General features: G+C 49.1%; 15 protein-coding genes. 3 read left to right on the top strand and 12 right to left on the bottom strand.

What is annotated here, in order from left to right; all coding sequences use genetic code 11:
* The 4 genes from Q1L85_RS14900 to Q1L85_RS14915 are packed head-to-tail and all read right to left on the bottom strand — an operon-like array spanning position 1 to position 4196.
* Positions 1–963, bottom strand: coding sequence for a glycosyltransferase family A protein (locus Q1L85_RS14900; RefSeq protein ID WP_300433510.1), 963 nt, complete (start codon positions 961–963; stop codon positions 1–3).
* The gene (locus Q1L85_RS14905) at positions 953–2218 is read right to left on the bottom strand and encodes a hypothetical protein (protein ID WP_300433511.1); all 1266 of its coding nucleotides are present in this window, start codon (positions 2216–2218) and stop codon (positions 953–955) included. Before Q1L85_RS14905 ends, Q1L85_RS14900 begins: the two co-directional genes overlap by 11 nt.
* Before the next feature lie 42 nt (positions 2219–2260).
* A complete protein-coding gene (locus Q1L85_RS14910) occupies positions 2261–3184 on the bottom strand; it encodes a glycosyltransferase family 2 protein (RefSeq protein ID WP_300433512.1) in 924 nt (307 codons plus the stop codon).
* Positions 3177–4196: an endonuclease/exonuclease/phosphatase family protein gene (locus Q1L85_RS14915; RefSeq protein WP_300433513.1), complete on the bottom strand. Its 1020-nt coding sequence runs from the start codon at positions 4194–4196 to the stop codon at positions 3177–3179. The genes Q1L85_RS14910 and Q1L85_RS14915 overlap by 8 nt, the downstream gene beginning before the upstream one ends.
* A gap of 905 nt (positions 4197–5101) precedes the next feature.
* Between Q1L85_RS14915 and Q1L85_RS14920 the strand changes: the two genes are divergently transcribed.
* The 3 genes from Q1L85_RS14920 (at position 5102) to Q1L85_RS14930 (ending at position 7463) form a co-directional block, all read left to right on the top strand.
* Positions 5102–6430 (top strand): O-antigen ligase, encoded by a 1329-nt coding sequence (locus Q1L85_RS14920; protein WP_300433514.1) that lies wholly within the window; start codon positions 5102–5104, stop codon positions 6428–6430.
* 24 nt (positions 6431–6454) lie between these two features.
* Positions 6455–7117 carry a metallophosphoesterase gene (locus Q1L85_RS14925; RefSeq protein ID WP_300433516.1) on the top strand — a complete coding sequence of 221 codons (663 nt, stop codon included), beginning with the start codon at positions 6455–6457 and terminating at the stop codon, positions 7115–7117.
* A 124-nt stretch (positions 7118–7241) separates the two neighbouring features.
* Positions 7242–7463, top strand: coding sequence for a hypothetical protein (locus Q1L85_RS14930; protein WP_300433517.1), 222 nt, complete (start codon positions 7242–7244; stop codon positions 7461–7463).
* A 116-nt stretch (positions 7464–7579) separates the two neighbouring features.
* Here the strand turns inward: Q1L85_RS14930 and Q1L85_RS14935 are convergent, their stop codons facing one another.
* From Q1L85_RS14935 to flgJ, 8 genes are all read right to left on the bottom strand, one after another.
* The gene (locus tag Q1L85_RS14935) at positions 7580–8773 is read right to left on the bottom strand and encodes a DUF3570 domain-containing protein (RefSeq protein WP_300433518.1); all 1194 of its coding nucleotides are present in this window, start codon (positions 8771–8773) and stop codon (positions 7580–7582) included.
* On the bottom strand, positions 8760–8969 hold the full coding sequence (locus tag Q1L85_RS14940) for a DUF4266 domain-containing protein (RefSeq protein ID WP_300433519.1): 210 nt from the start codon (positions 8967–8969) through the stop codon (positions 8760–8762). The genes Q1L85_RS14935 and Q1L85_RS14940 overlap by 14 nt, the downstream gene beginning before the upstream one ends.
* Complete coding sequence (locus Q1L85_RS14945) at positions 8966–9481, bottom strand: TlpA disulfide reductase family protein (RefSeq protein WP_300433520.1); 516 nt, start codon at positions 9479–9481, stop codon at positions 8966–8968. Before Q1L85_RS14945 ends, Q1L85_RS14940 begins: the two co-directional genes overlap by 4 nt.
* 9 nt (positions 9482–9490) lie before the next feature.
* Positions 9491–10855: a DUF1501 domain-containing protein gene (locus Q1L85_RS14950; protein WP_300433521.1), complete on the bottom strand. Its 1365-nt coding sequence runs from the start codon at positions 10853–10855 to the stop codon at positions 9491–9493.
* A gap of 9 nt (positions 10856–10864) precedes the next feature.
* Complete coding sequence (locus Q1L85_RS14955; protein ID WP_300433522.1) at positions 10865–13135, bottom strand: DUF1553 domain-containing protein; 2271 nt, start codon at positions 13133–13135, stop codon at positions 10865–10867.
* An 867-nt stretch (positions 13136–14002) separates the two neighbouring features.
* Positions 14003–15241 carry a flagellar hook-associated protein FlgL gene (flgL, locus tag Q1L85_RS14960; protein ID WP_300433523.1) on the bottom strand — a complete coding sequence of 413 codons (1239 nt, stop codon included), beginning with the start codon at positions 15239–15241 and terminating at the stop codon, positions 14003–14005.
* An 11-nt stretch (positions 15242–15252) separates the two neighbouring features.
* Entirely contained in the window at positions 15253–18228 is a 2976-nt protein-coding gene (gene flgK / locus Q1L85_RS14965; protein WP_300433524.1) for a flagellar hook-associated protein FlgK, read from the bottom strand.
* Positions 18221–19225, bottom strand: a complete 1005-nt coding sequence (gene flgJ, locus Q1L85_RS14970) for a flagellar assembly peptidoglycan hydrolase FlgJ (RefSeq protein WP_300433525.1) — start codon at positions 19223–19225, stop codon at positions 18221–18223. The genes flgK and flgJ overlap by 8 nt, the downstream gene beginning before the upstream one ends.
* Positions 19226–19571: the final 346 nt, after the last annotated feature.

A 19571-nucleotide genomic window follows, 5' to 3' on the forward strand; every position in this document is an offset into this window, starting at 1 on the left:
CTACCGCCTGTTTTGTCCAAAGCAAGCTCTACCCATACGCCCGAGCCACAAAGGAGTAACGGCATAGAGCAGTGGCTTACCAAAACGTAAACCGTCACCAAGGAAGCGTAATGAATAACATGCAACCACTATTGCCTGCCACCGCCTACCAGATTCAATCAGTGTATATACACTTTCAGTAAAATGACCTGACAAGTTATTATCTGCAGCTTTCCTGCCAGTCCCCTGCTGCGCAAGTATTGTATCGTAAGTCACTGGCTCTTCTCCGCGGCGCTTTCTCGCTAGATTCATTACCTCTGTTAAGTACTCGATCTTTTTCTGCCGATTTACTTTAGTTATCGATTTCGGGTTATATCTGTAGTAGTAGAGAGCCTCACCTACGACCCTCATCGGATGTTTTTCAGCTATCCGGTATATGAAATCTATACCTTGTCCAATTCTAAGTTTCTCATTAAATAGATAGAGCTTTGCAACGTCAGCTCTAACCATTGTAGTGGGGTCGAGTTCTGGCAAACGATAGTTTCGAATTTCCTCTGCGCACTTCTCAGAATTCAGTTCTCTTGCCTTAGGACAAACCACTTTACCGTTGATAATCAAAGAATATCCAGACTGAACCAATACAATTTCTGGATACTTCTTGAATTCTGCAATGAGTCTCGAGACCCTATCTATTGCACTAACATCGTCAGAGTCATTAATTAGAATATATTCGCCTTGCGCGTCACTTATCAATTCATTCATCGACGCGGCTTTACCTCTATTTTCCCGATATTTAACGTAAACTCTTGGATCGGTATACTTTTTAAGAACTTCTAGAGTCTCATCCGTCGAGCCGTCTACAAGTATACGAAGTTCTATATTTCTGTATGACTGTCGCAATATCCCATCTACAGCATCCGATATGTAATTGGCATCATTGTATGTACTCATCACAACTGTCACTAGTGGGTCTTTAAGTAGCATAACGGTTACCAGTAGCCTCATGTAAATCTTCAACTGGGGAAGGAACAATATTGCGAGACAATACTTTTTGTCGTATTGCGTATCCGGACATCAAACCTATGAATAAATATATAAGCGGCTGAGCTCTATCAAAAAATGCGACTGTAACTCCCGCAAAGATCAAAGCGCAGAGAGCGCAGAATATTAAGTAGACATATTTATCTTTTGTGGTTTTATAAACAGTAAACACAAAGTTAGTCATAGTAATCCAGAACACCGCCACTAAAAACAATCCAACGAGCCCATTTTGGAGCGCCATTGTTAGCCAATAGCTGTCTATGCTACCTGACATCCACCAGGGCCGGCTCCATTCACCAAACCCGATCCCAAATACTTTACTACCCATCACGTCATCCCAAGCAAATTGCCATTGCATATAACGAGCTTGCGCTGTATCAGGGTTGAGAGCAACAAAATTCATCAGAAATCTAATAGCTCCTCCAGGAACTACAACTTGAATAATCATTAAGGCTAGTATCGAAAAGCGCAATGCATACCTGTGTATATCAGGCCACCGGCCAGTCAATTTTTCCAGATATATTAGAGCAACCTGTATGCCAATCATCGCAAAACCCGCAGACGTCATTGCAGTATATCCCGCTACCACATACCCAAGCGTTAGAAAATATCTCCAAAATCCGGTGTAAAAGTACCACGTGAGCACAGCAACACTCATCGCAGTAATAGAGAAAAGGATTGGATGAGAAAAGACGACGCTAGAACGATGAACACCATGCCGAAAATAACTTTCACCCAAGAAAGACTCCGCATATGTTCCCGCGAGCTCGGCGGCCCAGACATGCGTGAGCCTGATGCCATCGATACTTTCTTTTAACGCGAAAGGGGCCATACATAAAAATGCTAATGCTACTAGTGTTAATGCCCACTTAAAAGATATCCGCCCCCCGAACAGACAGAGCTCCCGTCCTATCAAGTAGACGACCCCAACTTCCAAAAAACGCATCAAACCCGACTGCACTCCCGCAACCCCATGAACGACAACGAATGACACCAAACTCCACAGACAAAAGATAAATATCCATTTTTCAAAAGGTTCATATCTAATATTAAGAAATTTTTGAAAATTTATGACTGCATATGACAACAAAAAAATTCTGTAAGACTCAAGTCGAATTCCAGATATCTCGAAATATGCCTCATTTGGAACAAGACACAGTACAAACAAGATCAAATAAGCAAGACTTCCTTTATACATAACTAACCTGCTGAAAAGACAAGTGAAATAGCATGAATAGCACTAATACCCTTTTATCCACACTGAACGTTCATCAAAAACCTTTTTCCACTCAGCCGCTTCGACAGAACCACGCTTTAACAATGTACTTTCGATAACCTTGTTAAATGAATAGAGCCAGATAAGTGAAATATACAGCGACTTCAACAGGCCTTTATCATGGCGTTTTATCAGCTCGACTTTCCCCCGCAACAACTTGATTTCTTTTGCAGCAAGGTTAGCGTGACTGATACCGCCATGATGAATCAGGCGTGCATCGGGTGTCACCGTAGGCTGATAGCCCAACTTCTTTGCTTTGAGGCAGTAATCCGCTTCTTCTGCATACATAAAGAAACTGGTATCCAACCCACCGAGTTTATTCCAAAGTGCGCGGGTGGTGAGGAAGAAACAGCCAGAAAGGATGTCAACTTCCTTCACCGTATCGCGGTTCCAGCAGCCGTAATTTGCTTTATTAAACAGGCAGCTTTTGCTGAAAATTTTGCTAAGCCCTAGCGCACTCGATAACAGCGTACCGAGATCATGACGCGCCCAGGCATGCTGAGTATTCAATGAGAGATCATTGTTGAGCGTCACCCCGCCCCAGATACCTGCATCAGGTCGCTCGCGTGAGAATTGCACGAGCTTATCAATAGCGCCGTCGAGCACCAGAGTATCGGGATTCAGCAGAAGTATCAGATCGCCTTTCGAGCGATCAACACCGAAATGTACGCCGCCCGCAAAACCCAGGTTACCGCCACTAGCGTACGACTGAACCTGAGGAAAAGCTTCCTGAACGGCCTCCAGAGAGCCATCCTTTGAATCATTGTCGACCAGAATCACTTCGAAATTGGTGTCTTCGGTCTGTTCGTACACTGAGCTTAGTGCTTTGAGCGTATGCTCTTTAGTGTTGTAAGAAACCAGAATAATACTGAGTTCCGGATTACTCATCGGGATTCTCCATTAAGGGTAGGGAAAATCTGGCATGCACAGGGAAGTGATCCGATCCGTAGCTGTCATCCACAACATCACTGCTTAGCAGATTCATGCCTCGGTAAAAGATATGATCTATCCCCACCAAGGCCCCCAGAAATGCATACCATCGCTTCTCCGCCGGAAACGTTGCAGACGAGTTGAGCATTCCTCCTGGATCGGCAAGCACAAAGTGACGGCGTAGTCGATATAGGGATTCGTTGTACTGTGTGCTGTTGAAATCTCCCGCAAGGATTGCAATCGGAGCACCGGCTAATTCTTCGATGGCTAAGTCAATCTGGCGTTGCTGCTCACGGAATCCAGATTGAGTAATACTGCGACTGAAGCGACTCGTGAGCAATTCAACATTCTGACCTCCGACCTGAATAGAGGCACGAACACCAGCATCAGTAACCCTCGCATTAGTAATCTCGTATGCAGATACTATCCCTACCGACTTAAAGCTGTACTTGCTTTGAGGAAAAGAAACAAAGCAACCCGCAAGTTGATCAGAGTAAAGAGCTTCAAACTTCTCGATATCCCCGAACTCCTGAAGGAGAATTAGCCCATATTTCTGGCAGTCAACCAGTTCTGCTATACGCTCGAACTCCTTGTTGTGCCCTGTACGGCTATAAGTCACGACATCCAGCTCCAACATGGGCTGACCTTCTGAAACTCGGACATCAAGGGTGCTGTTAGAGACCATTGAAGGGAGCACCAAGGGTAGCAAAACTGAAGGCAGTGTAATAATCAGGCTCAGAATACGCCATGCAGTTGATCTGAGGAGACTAAAAGACAGGAAAACACCGATTACGGCTAACAATGGAACGTAAGAACCGAAGTAATTTGTAAATCGAAACAGCACGAACGCATCGTCAAACATCCCGAAAAGCGCCCAAATCGCCAACCACACAAGACCAGTTAGCGCTGCCAGGCCAAAGAATGTAGCCGTTGTAACGGGTAACCTAAGATTTTTGGAGAACTTCACCATGCATATCCTTATACAGAAAACGGTCCAAACCGAAGGCCGTAATCCACTGACAAGGCGCTAACATACACAAAACGAACAACTTTTTCCCGGGGTTTTTGGATATCAGCGCGCACGATCTAATGAATGCTACTTTTGTCAAGTTAACGGAAAGCCCGTCCCCAGCCGAGATACGACGTGTCTATTATGTTAAGAATCGTGTCTGCATATGGTGAGTCGACTGCTAACTGTCTAATATATGATCAAACACTGATTTCGAAGGCATCGAATGCGTTACAAGTATGTCTGGTTCCTGCTATTTACCTGCCTCCCGGCTTTTCAGTCACAGGCTTACAGCTCAAACCCTGTCGTCCAGGGGCTATCCTCAGGCCTACCTCCTGCCCAGGCAATAAGGGAAACATATGCCAAACTAGCCCCGCTACCGCTGTCTGAAACGCTCGAAGCCGCCTTTGCTTCCGGATTATCGGTAAAGGAGGTCGTGGAATCAGCACTCTCCATCGGTTCCAGTGCAAAACATGCCCTCATCGAGTGTTTTATCGCAGGTACTAAACGACAATCAGATTTGTCACAAATAGCCCTCGAGGCCTCACTTCTGGGCGTTCCCGAAGCCGTAATTACGGAAGCTCTTGCGGAAGTTGTCGGGGCTACAGCTGCCGGAGAGCAGATAGCTCGAGCAAATATACCCAGCTCCGCCGGTCAAAGTGGCAATTCCTCCTTGGTCGAAACTGTCCCAAATGCAATTGAACAGCCTCCTGAAGTCATCCCCCCTCCTCCCGCGACAGAAGGCGACGGTAGGATCAGTCCAGACTCGCCGACAAACCTGACAAGCACCGGCCTTCTGTAAGTCTGGCTCGTTTTGAGCATCATTTGTCGTTAGAATCGCGCCAACTCTCAATCAAGGAAGTGCAATGCGCGAGTGGAAGAATTTCCGTCGTCTGGTGTTTATTCTACCTATCCCATTCGGCCTGAACACCGAATGGGCCTGGTTGGCGGCGTCCGCTTGTGTGTTCTGGCTACTGGCAAGGCATTACCAGTCACTACTCAAAGAGCAGCAGGAAGACCGACTCCCCTCCCTTCGGTTACCTATTGCCTTTAATCAGTCACGCCCTCTTCTGCTAGCGCTTATCGCCCTGCAGGTCTGGAACCTTGTACAGGCCATATTTACCAGCCTCAGCCCTTATGACTCCTGGCTTTCATTCTATCAGGGCGTCAGTTACACCGCCTTCTTTGCGTTATCGCTCTTGCTGATCAATACACGCGAACGCGTAAAGCAGATCATCTGGACCATCATCGCAGCAGCGACCGTACAGGCCGTTTACGGCACATTTATGGTACTTTCAGACGTGGAGTGGGGTTTCTTTCAGCCCAAAGTGGCTTTTCTCGGCAATGCCACAGGCACCTTTGTAAACCGGAATCATATGGCAGGTTATCTGGAAATAGCTGTCGCACTGGGCATCGGCTTCATTCTGGCGAACCCTACTCACTACACCGGCAATATCCGCCAACGCATTCTCCAGTTTGTTGAGATGCTCACCGGCGAAAAAGTACTACTGCGCCTTTTGCTCGCCATCATCGTGATTGCTCTGGTGATGACGCGCTCACGTATGGGTAACACGGCATTCTTTGCCAGTATGATTACGACAGGGGCAATGGCGCTTTTCTTTATGCGTTATAAGACCCGCGCAACGGTCGTACTGTTAAGCAGTATGCTGATTATTGATATGGCCATCGTCGGCACCTTCTTCGGCGCAGATGAACTGATAGAGCGACTGAAAGACACCAGCCAGGACACTGAGAGTCGCGATGAGGTGGCAAGAGACACCTTTGACATGTGGCTGGAGTACCCCCTGACCGGCACCGGCTCCGGAACTTTCACCCATGTTTATCCCTCTATGAAGAGCGAAGCGGTGGTTACTTCGCGGATATACAACAATGCCCACAACGATATCCTGCAGTTTCTGTCAGAATACGGCCTTCCGGCCTTTCTGGTGCTTTGTTGGATCGTAGGGTATGCTCTGGCGAACGTTGTAAATGCGATGAGGAAGCGTCACAGCCACTTTGCCAAAGGTATTGGCTTTGGCAGCATGATGGCTATTATTGCGCTGATGATCCACTCAACAGTGGACTTCAACTTACAGATCCCTGCCAACGCCATGATGTTTATGCTGGTTCTGGCACTGTCGGCGATATCCCGCTGGACACCCCGTAAAATTCACAGGGACCGGAGAAACGTCTGATCCCCCCGAAGGTAGCTCTACTTAATGAAGTTCAATATCACCAAGCTCACTCTGCCAGTTAACGAACTGGGCCGGGATTTTGTCGTTGGCGACATCCATGGTCATGTCTCGAAACTCAGAGAGCAGCTGAAATCACTGAATTTTGACCAGTCGCAGGACAGGCTTATCTGTGTGGGTGATCTGATTGACCGCGGCCCGGAGTCTGCACAGGCGCTCGACCTGCTGGACGAACCCTGGTTCTTCTCTGTGATAGGTAATCATGAATTTCTGATGCTTTCAGGACTGAAACACCAGAACAGTAAAGATCGCCTGGTGTGGATTCAGAACGGTGGAGACTGGATTGCCAGCGCACCACGAGACCGTTGGGATCATTGGTTTACAAAAATTGAGTGTATGCCAGTAGGTATTGAAGTCACTTCGTCCAGTGGCCGTAAATACGGCATTGTTCACGCAGATTACCCTGCCCGTGACTGGGCAGACTTTGATCAGTTCAGCGATGATGATCTGCAGCGGTGCATCTGGTCCCGGGAAAACTTCCGCTCTGAAGCGAAACACACAGTCAAAGGTGTTGATACCATCTTCCATGGGCATTCCGTCTCTGATGGCAAACTGGAACTCGGCAACCGGGTGTATATTGAGCCCGGCGTATACATGGGCGCAGACTTCATTATCCACCGCTTAGACTGAATGTCCTAAATGTAGACTACCGTCCATAACTGACTAATTAATCATCAGATCAGTCTTGGCAGGCCACCAGATTCTGGTAAACTTCGCCTGAATCCAACTTTCATAGGGTTCACAAGGAGGCGATATGAAAACTCGTAAGCTCGCAATCGTTGCAATGGTCGCAGCAATGGCGATGCCACTGGCAGCAAATGCTGGAGGCGGTCATGGCGGTGGTCACCACGGTGGCGGTCATCATGGCGGCGATAAGGATTTCTGCGATCCTGGCAAGATCACAACCGACACCGGTCTGACACTGAGCGAACTCTTCGCTCTGTTTCTTGAGTGGTACAACGATAACCACGCCTGATCGGTAACGACGGCCCCGGAAGTACAGCAGAGGCCGGGCTGATTTCAGCTTTAACGCAGAGCAGTATTCCGGGGAGCGTCAGCTCCCTTTTTTAATTGGCCAACGCCAGGCCTTTATCAGAAGCGCCAGGTAATCCCTGCACCCCACACCTGAAAGCTGACTAACCCTGGGGCCTCGTCGTTAGACTTCTGCAGGATGCCCAGATCGGTTGACGACATGTAGTTCTCATAACTCGCAGTCAGGCTGATCATATCAATCTTCAATTCAGCTTCGACGCCAAGAGACGTCGCGCCATAAGATGACAACCGGGCATCCGACGAGCTGAACTCATTGTCTGGCGGATCCTGCTCCAACCTGTAGAAACTGGCTTCGGTCTGACGGTAATAACGCCACATGGGTGCTAACTGAAAAGTGGTCATCGACCATAGTTGCCAACTCTGGACCCATTTTGTCGTCAGGCTTTGAGACCTGATTCCCCAGTTATCGGTGTACCAGACGTAATCAAGATGCAAAGCAGCGGCACGGCCGGCGTAAAGATACTGGCGATAACTGATATTGGCGGTTACCTGATCACGGGTGCTCGGTCGCCGGTCTTCAAACTTGTATGGGTCTGAAAGGTAGCCGCTGTGCCGGGTATAACCAACACCGCCCTGTACAACAATACGCCGATTGATCACCTGCGTTACGCCTTCATAAATCGACAGGCTCCGCTTCTTAGCGTCTGTTGCTTCCTGGCGCACTACCGAAATTTCGGGGTCGGAGGGATTAATCGTGTCATTAGACATCGACCAGCTTCCCTGCAGCGTCGTCGACTTATTACTCAATTCCAGTGTCCCATTCATCCCAAACGCCAGAGATTCATAGTCATTTTCACTGGAAGAGGCCAGCATCAAGCCCAGCGTGCCTTCACTGAAATAGTGTGTCGCGGAGAAACTCCCCTGGGTACGCTCTTCGTCAATAGTCGCCCCTGAGGTTACCAGCACACTCTGCCCATCCTCGTTTTTGTAGGTCTGCATCGGTGAGGCACCACTGAGAGTTTCATAAACGAGTTCTGTTTCGAGATACCAGCGACGCCCTACCGGGGCAGCAATCCGCAGTTGATTGACATCAATTGAGAACCTTTCAGTCACCGGATACAGAGTTCGCTCTGCCGGAGAGTCATCTTCCTGATATTGGGACACCCGGACAGCCACCTCACCATAGTCAGGCTGGACAGCTGAGTGGGCATTCTGAGAGAGGGGGATAGCCGCCAGTGCGAGCGCTCCGACGGCCTTCATTCGGGAGGATGGCCCCTGGTCAGTTGCAGCCACAACCACCTCCGGCGGCTTTTCCACCACCACTGGAGCCTTCTTTACTGAAATAGATATGCGTATCGAGTGATGACTTCAGAGGATCAAGATCCCACTTCATCACATCATCAGCTAACTCGCCACGCTCCCAGGGCTTCACATTTGCGCACCCGGCAAGCAGGCCGAGTACTAACAGAGAGGTCAATATACGAATCATTTCACCGGCTCTTTGAGCAGTTTATCGACTTCTTTCTTGATTTTTTTCATATCTGACGGCTTGAAGCCCTTGTGGATGTATCGCACGACACCTTCACGATCGATAAGAACGGACGTTGGCATACCCATGACGTTATATAGCTCTGGCGTTTCTGAAGCCGGATCATAAAGGACCGTATAGTCGACAGGAAAGCTGTCTAAAAATTCCAGGCCTGCATCACGATCCTCATCGAGATTAACCGCAATCACCTCAAAGCCTTCATCTTTCTTTTTGTTGTAGAGCTTATTCAGAAGCGGCAAAGACTGCCGACATGGGCCACACCAACTCGCCCAGAAATCCAGATAGACCACCTTGCCCATATGTTCGTACAGTGAGCCACTACCTTCACCATCGAGCGTATCCAGATAGACATCTGGGGCCGGTTTGTAGAGTTCTGCCGCGCTGACTACCGGTGAAACAGAAAACAACGCTACAAGTGCAGCGCCGGTAAAAGCTTTAGCAAATAATTTCATATCGAATACTCATACAAATATATTGAAATTTGATTCAGGCACTGAGAATTGTTTTGCCAGTGAATGTTCAGATATTCCCAACAACTTCCGCAACTCAGCATTTACGTGTCCAGGGTTCAGTATTAGTCCAGAATCACTAGCCTTGCCAGTTTGCGGATCAATCTCCAGTCCATTAAAGTCCGAAGTGGTGGCACCAAAGGTGCGCCCCCCAGTTACATAATCATCACCGTGAATAACCAGCATGCTAGTGAGAGGCCAATGATCTTTGCCTGCACCCGCATTGTAGTACGGTGTCCGCCCAAAGTCCGAACCTATCACCACCGTTGTTTTCTCACGAATTCCCAGGTAATCAAGCGCAACCATTAGATAGTGAACACCCTCAAAAAGCTGCCCTGCCAATGAATATGCTGTTGAATCATGTTCGCCATGGGTATCAAAGCCGTGGACATGCAACGTAGCCCCTGCGGCCAGATCAGCCTTAAATGCGGCAGCCACTAGTTGGGCTTGTTGCTTTAACCCATCTCCCTGCCCAGCAGTCCAGTGATCTTCGAACGAAACATTACTCTGCAGTTCAGAGAGAGGAGATAACAACTCCTCCAAGTCTGCGGAAGCGCTCCTAACTCCAAAAAGCTGGCTAAGTTGTTCACGCTTTCGTTGTAGTGGCTCCGAGGAAATTTGCCTCTGTAATCGCTCTTGCTGTGCACGAAATATCTTGGCATAGATATCTTCAGCACCATCAGGCAGATAGTTTTCTGTATTGCTGATTCGATTTGGACTCGAAATCTCAGAAAAAAAACCTACACTTTTCGCTCTCGCTCTTGCTACTACATAACCAGTGTAATCGAATCCACCATTGCTCAAGAAGGCCATTGGCAAATTTACAGAGGATGGGCTGACGGTGGCCGCAAACAATGCGGCGAGTGCAGGATGGCTTACATCAGAATTTCCAGACCATATATATCTAGAACCTGTATGGTGATTGTTGGTTGCCGTATCAATTCCGTTGATCACCGTCATTCTTTCACCATACGTAGTAAAAAAACGATCATACTGAGACTCAACTAATGTGAGTACCGTCTCATCGGATGAAACCGTATCAGGAATTGAACTCCACTGAATGTCACCAACCTTTTTAGAGGGATCAGGGTTAACATTATTTGTATTACCTTGATTTAAGACGCCCTGCCTATGACCATATGCACCGTTCGTTCCCTTTACATCACAAATAGAAGTAGGGTCCCAGCCGCCACCGGCATTAACCATTACCATGTAACGGCCACCAACGGCATCAGCATGTGACTGCCCGCTCAATAGGGGGAGGTTTAATGCCAGGCCACTGGCTGCGATTGATCGGATAAAGTCACGGCGCTTCATACGTTAACCTCATTCATAATAGAATCGCGAGTCTGATAAAAGGTAGACCATCATCGCAGTCCACGCATGAATGTTATACGTCTCGTCCGCCACTAACGGATATGCCAGAGTATCTGACGTGATAGCACCATTACTATCGAGATATCTGGTTGCTCGACACTTTAGGCCCGCACCTGGGTCAGATGACTGATACCCATTTAGAATATCCAGATAGAGCGAATAGGCGACATTAATTTCATCACTATCCCTGGCAAGTCTTTCTCCAAAGAAAATCCAATATAAACGAACTATCGCGTCTTTTATCGCTGACACATTTTCCGTGAGTTCAATCCCGCTATCATCAAACGGAAGCTGGGAATACTCCAGGCCAGGGAATAGTTTCCGGTCACCTGAAGGCAGAGCGAAGTCATAGGAAGTCGCAGTACACGCCATCTCAACTGCCAGACGCTGTTGCATTGCCGCTACGATTCCGCTAGGGGTCTTAAGCTCTTCAGTCACATCATCCGAGTTTATTCCACCATACATAACACGGTTATCTACAGAGTTTAAATCTCCCCATTTAAAACCAACCACTGACTTCAATTTTCTCTGTAACTGCTCTGGTGACAGCAACTGCGACGCTCCAATTGCGCGTTTCAACACCTCGTTTTCCAGATTCACTTCTTCAGCCCGGTACTGAGACGACATCATGATCGATTTTACAACTGACTTAATACTCCAGTTGCTACTAACCAAAGTCGATGCCAGCTCATTAACCCATGCTCTCTGAACGTTGAATGCATCTTTTTCTTCTTGGGTAGAGCTATCATTGGGGCTTGGGAGCAGCGCTTGGCCAAAAATGCCTTCGTAAATAATCCGAACCATTGCACGCGCATACCTGGGATCATCCACAAGCTTGCTCCCAAGCCACTGAAGCATTCCAGAGGGAGGTAGTTGCTCCGGATCAAAATCGGGGAAGTTTTCTCCCGAAAAACCGGGAGGCAAGATAGTTTCAGCATCCCATACATTTCTGAAATTTCGATTCGCTTTGATATAGCGACCGACCTCGGTCCAGTTTTGAAACAATGACGCAACTGGATCCATAATATTGTGACAGACCGTACATTCAGAATCTGTCATGGTAGGAACCTCTCCAACGCCAATGCCTGCAGAGTCGCTTCGATTCCCACCATTGATCGCCATAATGTCTGTGTCCAGGAAGTAATCAAATACAATTCTCGCACGGTGCCGATTTACGTTAGTTGGAGTTGTTGGATATCGAATCAGAAACCATGGAGTCGTCAAAACACCTGCGTGTTGAATACCACCACTTTCATAGGCCAAATCTTTAGTTATTCTTGCGGGCCGGAAGTCATTAGGATCATAGTAAACCGCTTCTTCGCCACCGGCGCACACTGCCTCATCAAGAACCTCGAATTCTCCTCCTTCGAGAAGCTCAGCTTCATAAATCTGCTGGCTGTACCAGTTAACCATCGTGTAGTCAGCCGTTACGAGCTCGGTGATCGGAAGATTATTTCTTGCCAGGTATTTAACGAGCTCAAGCGGCTCTTTAGCCAGTGAGTCATTTACGGTGTCGTAATAACAATTCCTCATGGTGGAATTGTTGTAGTTCCTGAAATTTTCACGGTTGGGGTAGTCATCGAGCGCTAATCCATAGATCGCCGCTCCCCGCTTGACTTCCGCAAGATATTTATTGGTCAGAAACTTCTTATTAAACATCTCCGCAAGAACGTCGTAGAACGCATCTGTGCTCAGGATTCCATCGATAGCCGCACTGAGCGCTTCTTCTTCAGAGGTAGCAACGGCGATACTGGCGGTGTTTGAAGGCAGTGCGCCAGATAGCTGCAGGCTAGCGCGACGGAGTGTAACTTCTGCCGGCTCGGTCGTGATCTGCTGGAGGGTGATTTCGGTTTCTTCGATGTTCTGAACGTTGAAAGCGTAAAAGATGTATTCGGCGGTGTCTGACGCGCAGGTGCCACTGCACTTGCCGACGTTGCCGATTGGCATGGTACGTTCGATCACGGAAGTAAGCTCGGCGATATCGCCACAGGTGGCACAGCCAACCAGAGAGCTACCCGCGGAGGTGCCGTTACCATCGAGAGCATGGCAGCTGGCGCACTGCTCGTTATAGGCGTCTTGACCGGCGAGATTAATCAGGGTGCCATCAGCCAGCTCAATGCCGTTAGATTCGACTTTAAGCTCGTCTGTGTAGCTGTCTTTACAAGCGCTAAGGAAAAGGGAAGCTGCGACAACCAGAATTACGCTGATAACCCGATTCATGTATTTCTCCCGCTATAAAGCGTGTGCTGTGACTACCAAGTTGTCCTAATGGTAGAGCTAGCCGTCAGTCTGTGTCGCTTGACCCTGGCTTTATCCTGTTACGTTTCGTTTCTGCGATTTCGCGCAGTCTGGGGATATTACCAAGGTTATTGAGGCCATAATCCGGGCCGCATCACAGATCTGAAATCATTGTTATTGTTTTCTGTGAGTGTCCGTAACTCTGGCCGCAAAAATACCATAATCACGTAACCGAATGTAGGCCTGAGACGGCATAGAACGGGGGATGTAGCGTTTTGTGATCTACATCCAGTTTTGCCACTGAATCCACACATGGCTCATTATGTCTTATCTTTGAATTGATATAAGCGTCAACTCTTTCAGCCGACGAGATAATAAGCAAGCCAGATGCTGGTTTATACCGTGTATGTAACGACTGAATTGAGACGTTCCGTCAGGGGAGTATATGGAGACCTTTTTTGGTGCATAAATATCGTTTCGTAAAGAAATCTCAACATGCATCATTTAACGCCAAATAAGACATTTACCGCCATTATATTCTATATAAAACCTGATCGTTTATTGAACGATATATTAATTTTAAAATATCACTCTACGAGCCATTTATTTTCCTGATGGCTTGTAAAGATCCAGATTTTATGGGCTTCTGAGCGCCAACTGAACAAAAAACGATCATATTAATTTATTAGATCGAAAATGTACGAAATCCGTTGACAATACGACCGAACACGCCATACTATCCGGACTATCAATGGCCTGAATTGATACATAGATTTCCGTGCACATTTATTGTGTTGGTTTGTCGGCGCACGAGGAGTGCCGGCATTGCGGCTCCCACAGGAGCCTTTTTTATAACTGGTTAAACAGAGACAGACGACTGATTGTCGTATAGCTCTGTTGAGCCGCCTCCAGCAGGAAGGTTTGCAGACTGAGTCGACTGACGGCTTCTGCAAAATCGACATCTGAAAGCTCTGACAACACTTCCTGACTGACCAGTTTCACATCGGCACTCAGACTTCGCTGATTCTCAACAACGTTGAGGCGAGCACCTAATTGACTCCGCACTTCAGACACCGACGTCTGCGCATTCGCCAGATTAGTGAGCGTGTCTTCGATCAGGATATCAAGTGTAAGTGCATCTTCGGGATTATCCTCCAGTGAGTCCAGCCCCTGCCTTAACCGGTAGACCGTGTCAGTAATGCTCTGCTTGGGCGAGGATTTTGCGAGTACTTCGTCGCCGGGTTCAGGATCTCCACTGATCTTCAGCGAAATGCCTGCCACAACAATTTCGCCCCCGTTTTTGTATTCCCGCTGCGCCATCCCATCAACGACTCGCCCATCAGAAGCACGACGGATGGTGTAGTTTGGTCCCGCAGGGGTGACAGCGGCTTCTGAGTTAAAGGTGATGATCAGGTCGTCAGGATAGAACTCTGCGTAGGCTTCCTCATCGACAACAAAGCCCGCGTTTACCTGGGTACTGCCCTCATTGAGGGGATTTACCGCGGTGGTAAAGGTATTTTTGGCGGCTCTCACATCAACAAACAACTTCTTACCGTTGTCGCCCGTCGCTACCCGTGTTGTATCTCCAAGTGCGAGATAGCGCTGCCCTTCATCGCCCTGGTATTCATAGCGGCCATTGTCCTGCCTTTGAAACGGCGCTGAAGCCCCCTTAAACCCGGCGAAGATGTATTCGCCGTTGGGGTCTTTGGTGTTAAACAGGGATCCGAGCTGGTTTTCGAGCTGGCTGATTTCGGCTGAAATGGCCTGGCGGTCGGTGATGGTCAGGGTGCCGGAACCGGCATTGACGGTAAGCTCCTGGATCCGGGTCAGAGCATCAGTTATTGATGAGAGCGTCGCTTCTTCGAGATTCAGCCTGTTTTCTGCAGCGGTCATGTTGCGCTCATACTGCTCACGCTGTGCCAGGTCCTGCTGCAGCTGCAGAATCTTGGTCGATGCAATGGGGTCGTCGGCCGGTGTCAGCACCCGGCGCCCACTGGACACCTGTTGTTGTGTCGTATTCACAGCCGCCTGATTATCAAGAATCGCATTGAGGCCCAGGTTAAACGACTGCAGAGTTGCGATACGCATAGGTTAATCTCCTATCGGAAGGTTCCGATCAGGGTGTCAAAGATGTCCCGGGCCACCTGAATGACCTGAGCGCTGGCGTTATACGCCAGTTCGTATTTGATGAGTGCGGCGGCTTCTTCATCGAGGTTAACGCCGGATGTGCTGTCGACTGCGCTTTGCGAGTTGCGCAACAATACTTCTGAACTGTCACGATTAATCTGCGCGCGACTGGTTACTGAGCCGACAACCTCGACCATACGGGCATAAGAATCAGAGTAACTGCTCTGACCGTTTACCGTTTTCTCGCTCTGTAACGCGGCCATTTCTACGCCATTACGGCTATCCGACGTGCCGTCGGTATTAAAATCGACGGTAAACTCGTCACCGTATTCGGCAACGCCAGAGATATTGACGTGGAAACCAAACGCGACCGGCTCGCCCACGGGTTCGACATCAAACAGGTTGTTACCGGGCGGCGAGATACTGATGGAGTAGTGCTCGTCAGCAATCACTTTCACCTGACCACCAATCGCAATTTTATTTGTGCCCGCTGTACCCGCCCCTGAAATCGTGAGCCGTGGCTGGAAGGTGACTTCGCCTTTTTCGTTAATATCTACGTCGATGTTTCCGGAGTGCACGTAGCCACTGTTCTCGATAGCATCACGGAAGCCCTGCAGCAGATCATCGCCGGTAGCGAAGCTGCCTTTCATTTCAAAATTGATGGTCCCCTGCCCTGGGACATCAAAGGCATAGGTATATGGGCCACCTTCGTCAAAGTTGTAGCCCTCAAACTCATTCAGTTCGACCAGAGTAGCTTCGCCCGTTTCACGCACGGCAATGTCTTCACCGTTACTCACTGAGAAGCTGTCGCCGTGATCGCCACTCAGTTCCAGTTCGATATCGTCACCATTGAGATCAATGATGGTCAGGCGTCCACCGTCGCTTCGTGCAACGATTCCCATGTCCTGAAGTTCGTAATTGGCGTTGATCCGGTCGGCCAGAAAGTTCGGTGTAATCGGATCGGGGACTTCTTCAGGGTACGAGCTTTCGTATTTATTCTGGTTAGGTCCCAGCACATCCGTGAGGGCCACACCATTCAGCGTTATTTCGGTATCGAGAAACGGATTGGCATCGGTTTCAAAATCAGATAACTGAATCGTGGTGCGCGCTGATGCTTCGATGCCGTCACGCTTACTCAGCGCTTCTGCAATTTCCCGGGCCGATGCGTTAAGTGGCGTTACCAGTGTTTTCTGATTCACCGAGAGCCCGTTTTCAGGATTGGTGAAGCCGATTTCTATACGCTCCGGAAAGAAGCCGTTAACGGGCTCAACGGTGGTGCCTTTTTTCTGGTAAGTCGCAGAAAGAGGGAGAACGCCACCATAACTGGTAAAGGCTGTCTTACCTTCGTCTTCTGGCAGGATACTGTTAGAAATCCCGGGCACGTAGGTCTGGTTCATCAGAGGAGGAAACAGCGGTATCGGATTCCCCGGATCGGTGTTATCCAGCACATCGTAGGTTGTCGGAGACGTGAAACGGATCAGCAGCGGAGGGGTCATCTCCCCCTCTTCCGAAAAATAGCTGGTTGTCAGATCGTAAACCTCACCCTGATCAATCGTGGCATTACCACGATTTCCGATGGCGGTGTCGGTACTGATCGGCGAAGCCAGGGCCACCTGCTCTGCACGGGTAATATTCAGATCAAGGTTCTGTGATTCACGTCGGGTCGGATTAATGACAAATTTATCGCCTTGCTGAAAGCTACCTGCCTCAAACCGGATTTCCATACCATCGACTTCAATCGAATCGGGAAACGCACCGGTCAGAGCACGTGTTTCGAGCAGTTCACCGTCACTCAGGCGACGAACGCGGTAGGTGTAGTCATCTGGCCCAGGGAAAGTGATTTCATAGTCACTGATGGTCAGCTCGGTCGCGTCTTTAATTTCTACCGCGATCACCCGGTCATCCGGGTCGGCGTTTCTGCGGTCGCCCAGCACCCGCTGGTACATTTTCAGAGGCTCGTTAATGTCGGTAAAGAAGTCTTCGCCTTTCAGACCATCGTAATCAACGCCCAGCTTATGCTGCTCGTTCATGGTCTGTGAGATGATCAGGCCCAGTCGTCCTAACTGATTCAGTGTCGGGTCCAGTACTTCGTCGCGGAAATCGAGAATCCCACCTAACTGGCCACCAGAAATTTCTTTGGTGACGTTCTGGACGACATTTCCCTTACGGAAATAGATGTCTACCCGGGAGGGGTCCTGTGCCCCTATGTCTGTGAATACTTCGTTAAATTCGTTACCGATCACCAGTGCCTGGCCATTACCGATAAATACGTTAAATACGTTGTCGTCCTGACTGACAATATTAACGGAGACAAACTCAGACAGTTCTTTCAGAAGGCGGTCACGCTGGTCGAGAAGCTCACTGGGTTCAATGCCCTGAGCACTGGCGCTGGCAAACTGAATCTGCTCGTTAAGTTCGGCAATAGCTTCGGCAATCGTGCTTATCTGCCCGGCGATGACCTCCATCTGGCCATTGATGATGTCATTCTGTTCGAAAAGACGATCGCTGATGGCGCTGAATCTGTCGACCAGGCCATTTGCTTCACTGATCAGGACTTCCCGGGCCGGGAGGGATGAGGGATCATCAACGGCGGCCTGCAAGGCACCGAACATATTTTCCAGGCCAGGCTGAACCCCTGTACCGCTGTCAGCCAGCAAGCTGTTGATCTGCTCGGCATTGACGGCCAGTGCATTAAAATTATTAAACGTCGACGTGTCTCTGCGAAGCTGCTCCGTCAGAAACTCATCGTAAACGCGACGCACAGAATCAACGCTGACACCAGATCCGATCCAGACGCCATCACTGAACTGAGGATTATTCTCAGTAAAGCTGACTTCCTGACGCGAGTAACCCTCGGTTCCCGCATTGGTAATGTTATTACCCGTAATGGTTAATGCTGCCTGTTGAGCACGAAGACCAGAAATACCGATATCGAGGATATTACCCATCGTTCTGCTCCGTCAGCTCAGTGCTGTTAATGGCATTATTTAAAATCGGGCTGTGATAAATGCGTTCAATCTTGTTGCCGTATTCCGGATCAGTAGCATAGCCAGCCTGCTGCAGCGCATGGCCGTAGCTATCGCCCTGAGTTTTTTCATTGATCGCTTCCTGATAACGCCCGGCCCCGGAGAGAAAATCTGCGTAGTCACGCAAGCCGTCCTGGAGTGAGTCGTAGGCACGGAAGGCAGCCGTTTCATTCACGCGGACACCTTCGCGGTATTCGTGAGTTGCTACCGTGACAACACCGCCCGTCCAGCGACTGTCAGCTTTAATGCCGAACAGATTATGTGCTGGCCGGCCGCTGGCATCCTGGATTGTGTGCTGGCCCCAGCCTGTTTCGAGAGCGGCCTGGGCAACGATAGCCTTAGGATCAACACCGATCTCAGCACCTATTTCTTCGGCAAGAGGATACAGAGCGGCAACAAACTCGGAAGGAGAGGCAAACTCTTGCCCCTTAGTGCCTTCACCCTGTGCCGTCTCACCGGACGTAGTTCCGGGCTCTGCCTGGAGGTTTTCGGGTAGTTTCTGAAGCTCTTCTTCGACCCGCTGCATCGCGGTAGAAAGCCCGCTGTAACGACGATCAAAAATCTTCGACTGATCAACTACCCCTGTCGATTTATCGTCCAGCCCATACTGAGACATCAGCTGACGGTGAATCACGTCCGCCAGGCCCGTTCCCTGCCCTGAGGTCAGTGAAACTGAGAGCTGATCGTCATACATGTTGCGGTAAAAATCGGATTCGGGAGAGTTAAACAGGGAGTCTTCAGAGAAAACATCCGAGGCATCACGCATGGATTTCAGCATCATGCTCATAAACATAGATTCAAACTGCTTGGCCACTTCTTTGAGGGCTGCTTCCTGGTCGTTTTTTCCCAGGGCACGGATGTCCTGCAGACCGTTGATGTCTGTAAAAACGTTCGCCGCGTTAGACTGTGATTGAATCATGAAAATTACCTCTGATGAGGAAATTGCAAGGAGTGGGCCAAGTTTTTACGGCGCCCTGCTATCGTCCTCACGTTCACGAGTGCTCATGCTGAAGTAATTACAGGACGCTGGATCTCCACGTTCGTGGAGATGACAGATATGGAGTGGTGATGACAAATATGCAGTGGAGATGACATCGTATCTGTCATCCTCGCGCACGCGGGGATCCATGCTGAAGTTATTACAGGGCGCTGGATCTCCACGTTCGTGGAGATGACATAGTATCTGTCATCCTCGCGCATGCGGGGATCCATACTGAAGTTATTACAGGGCGCTGGATCTCCACGTTCGTGGAGATGACAAATAT

This window comes from uncultured Thalassolituus sp. (assembly GCF_950066645.1).
In the GTDB taxonomy this organism is placed as follows: Bacteria; Pseudomonadota; Gammaproteobacteria; order Pseudomonadales; family Oceanobacteraceae; genus Thalassolituus.

What these genes read in the sequence shown, in the direction of transcription:
- Q1L85_RS14900 (WP_300433510.1), bottom strand. Translation starts at nt 963, where the DNA reads ATGCTACTTAAAGACCCACTAGTGACAGTTGTGATGAGTACATACAAT.
- Q1L85_RS14905 (WP_300433511.1), bottom strand. Translation starts at nt 2,218, where the DNA reads ATGTATAAAGGAAGTCTTGCTTATTTGATCTTGTTTGTACTGTGTCTT.
- Q1L85_RS14910 (WP_300433512.1), bottom strand. Translation starts at nt 3,184, where the DNA reads ATGAGTAATCCGGAACTCAGTATTATTCTGGTTTCTTACAACACTAAA.
- Q1L85_RS14915 (WP_300433513.1), bottom strand. Translation starts at nt 4,196, where the DNA reads ATGGTGAAGTTCTCCAAAAATCTTAGGTTACCCGTTACAACGGCTACA.
- Q1L85_RS14920 (WP_300433514.1), top strand. Translation starts at nt 5,102, where the DNA reads ATGCGCGAGTGGAAGAATTTCCGTCGTCTGGTGTTTATTCTACCTATC.
- Q1L85_RS14925 (WP_300433516.1), top strand. Translation starts at nt 6,455, where the DNA reads ATGAAGTTCAATATCACCAAGCTCACTCTGCCAGTTAACGAACTGGGC.
- Q1L85_RS14930 (WP_300433517.1), top strand. Translation starts at nt 7,242, where the DNA reads ATGAAAACTCGTAAGCTCGCAATCGTTGCAATGGTCGCAGCAATGGCG.
- Q1L85_RS14940 (WP_300433519.1), bottom strand. Translation starts at nt 8,969, where the DNA reads ATGATTCGTATATTGACCTCTCTGTTAGTACTCGGCCTGCTTGCCGGG.
- Q1L85_RS14945 (WP_300433520.1), bottom strand. Translation starts at nt 9,481, where the DNA reads ATGAAATTATTTGCTAAAGCTTTTACCGGCGCTGCACTTGTAGCGTTG.
- Q1L85_RS14950 (WP_300433521.1), bottom strand. Translation starts at nt 10,855, where the DNA reads ATGAAGCGCCGTGACTTTATCCGATCAATCGCAGCCAGTGGCCTGGCA.
- Q1L85_RS14955 (WP_300433522.1), bottom strand. Translation starts at nt 13,135, where the DNA reads ATGAATCGGGTTATCAGCGTAATTCTGGTTGTCGCAGCTTCCCTTTTC.
- flgL (WP_300433523.1), bottom strand. Translation starts at nt 15,241, where the DNA reads ATGCGTATCGCAACTCTGCAGTCGTTTAACCTGGGCCTCAATGCGATT.
- flgK (WP_300433524.1), bottom strand. Translation starts at nt 18,228, where the DNA reads ATGGGTAATATCCTCGATATCGGTATTTCTGGTCTTCGTGCTCAACAG.
- flgJ (WP_300433525.1), bottom strand. Translation starts at nt 19,225, where the DNA reads ATGATTCAATCACAGTCTAACGCGGCGAACGTTTTTACAGACATCAAC.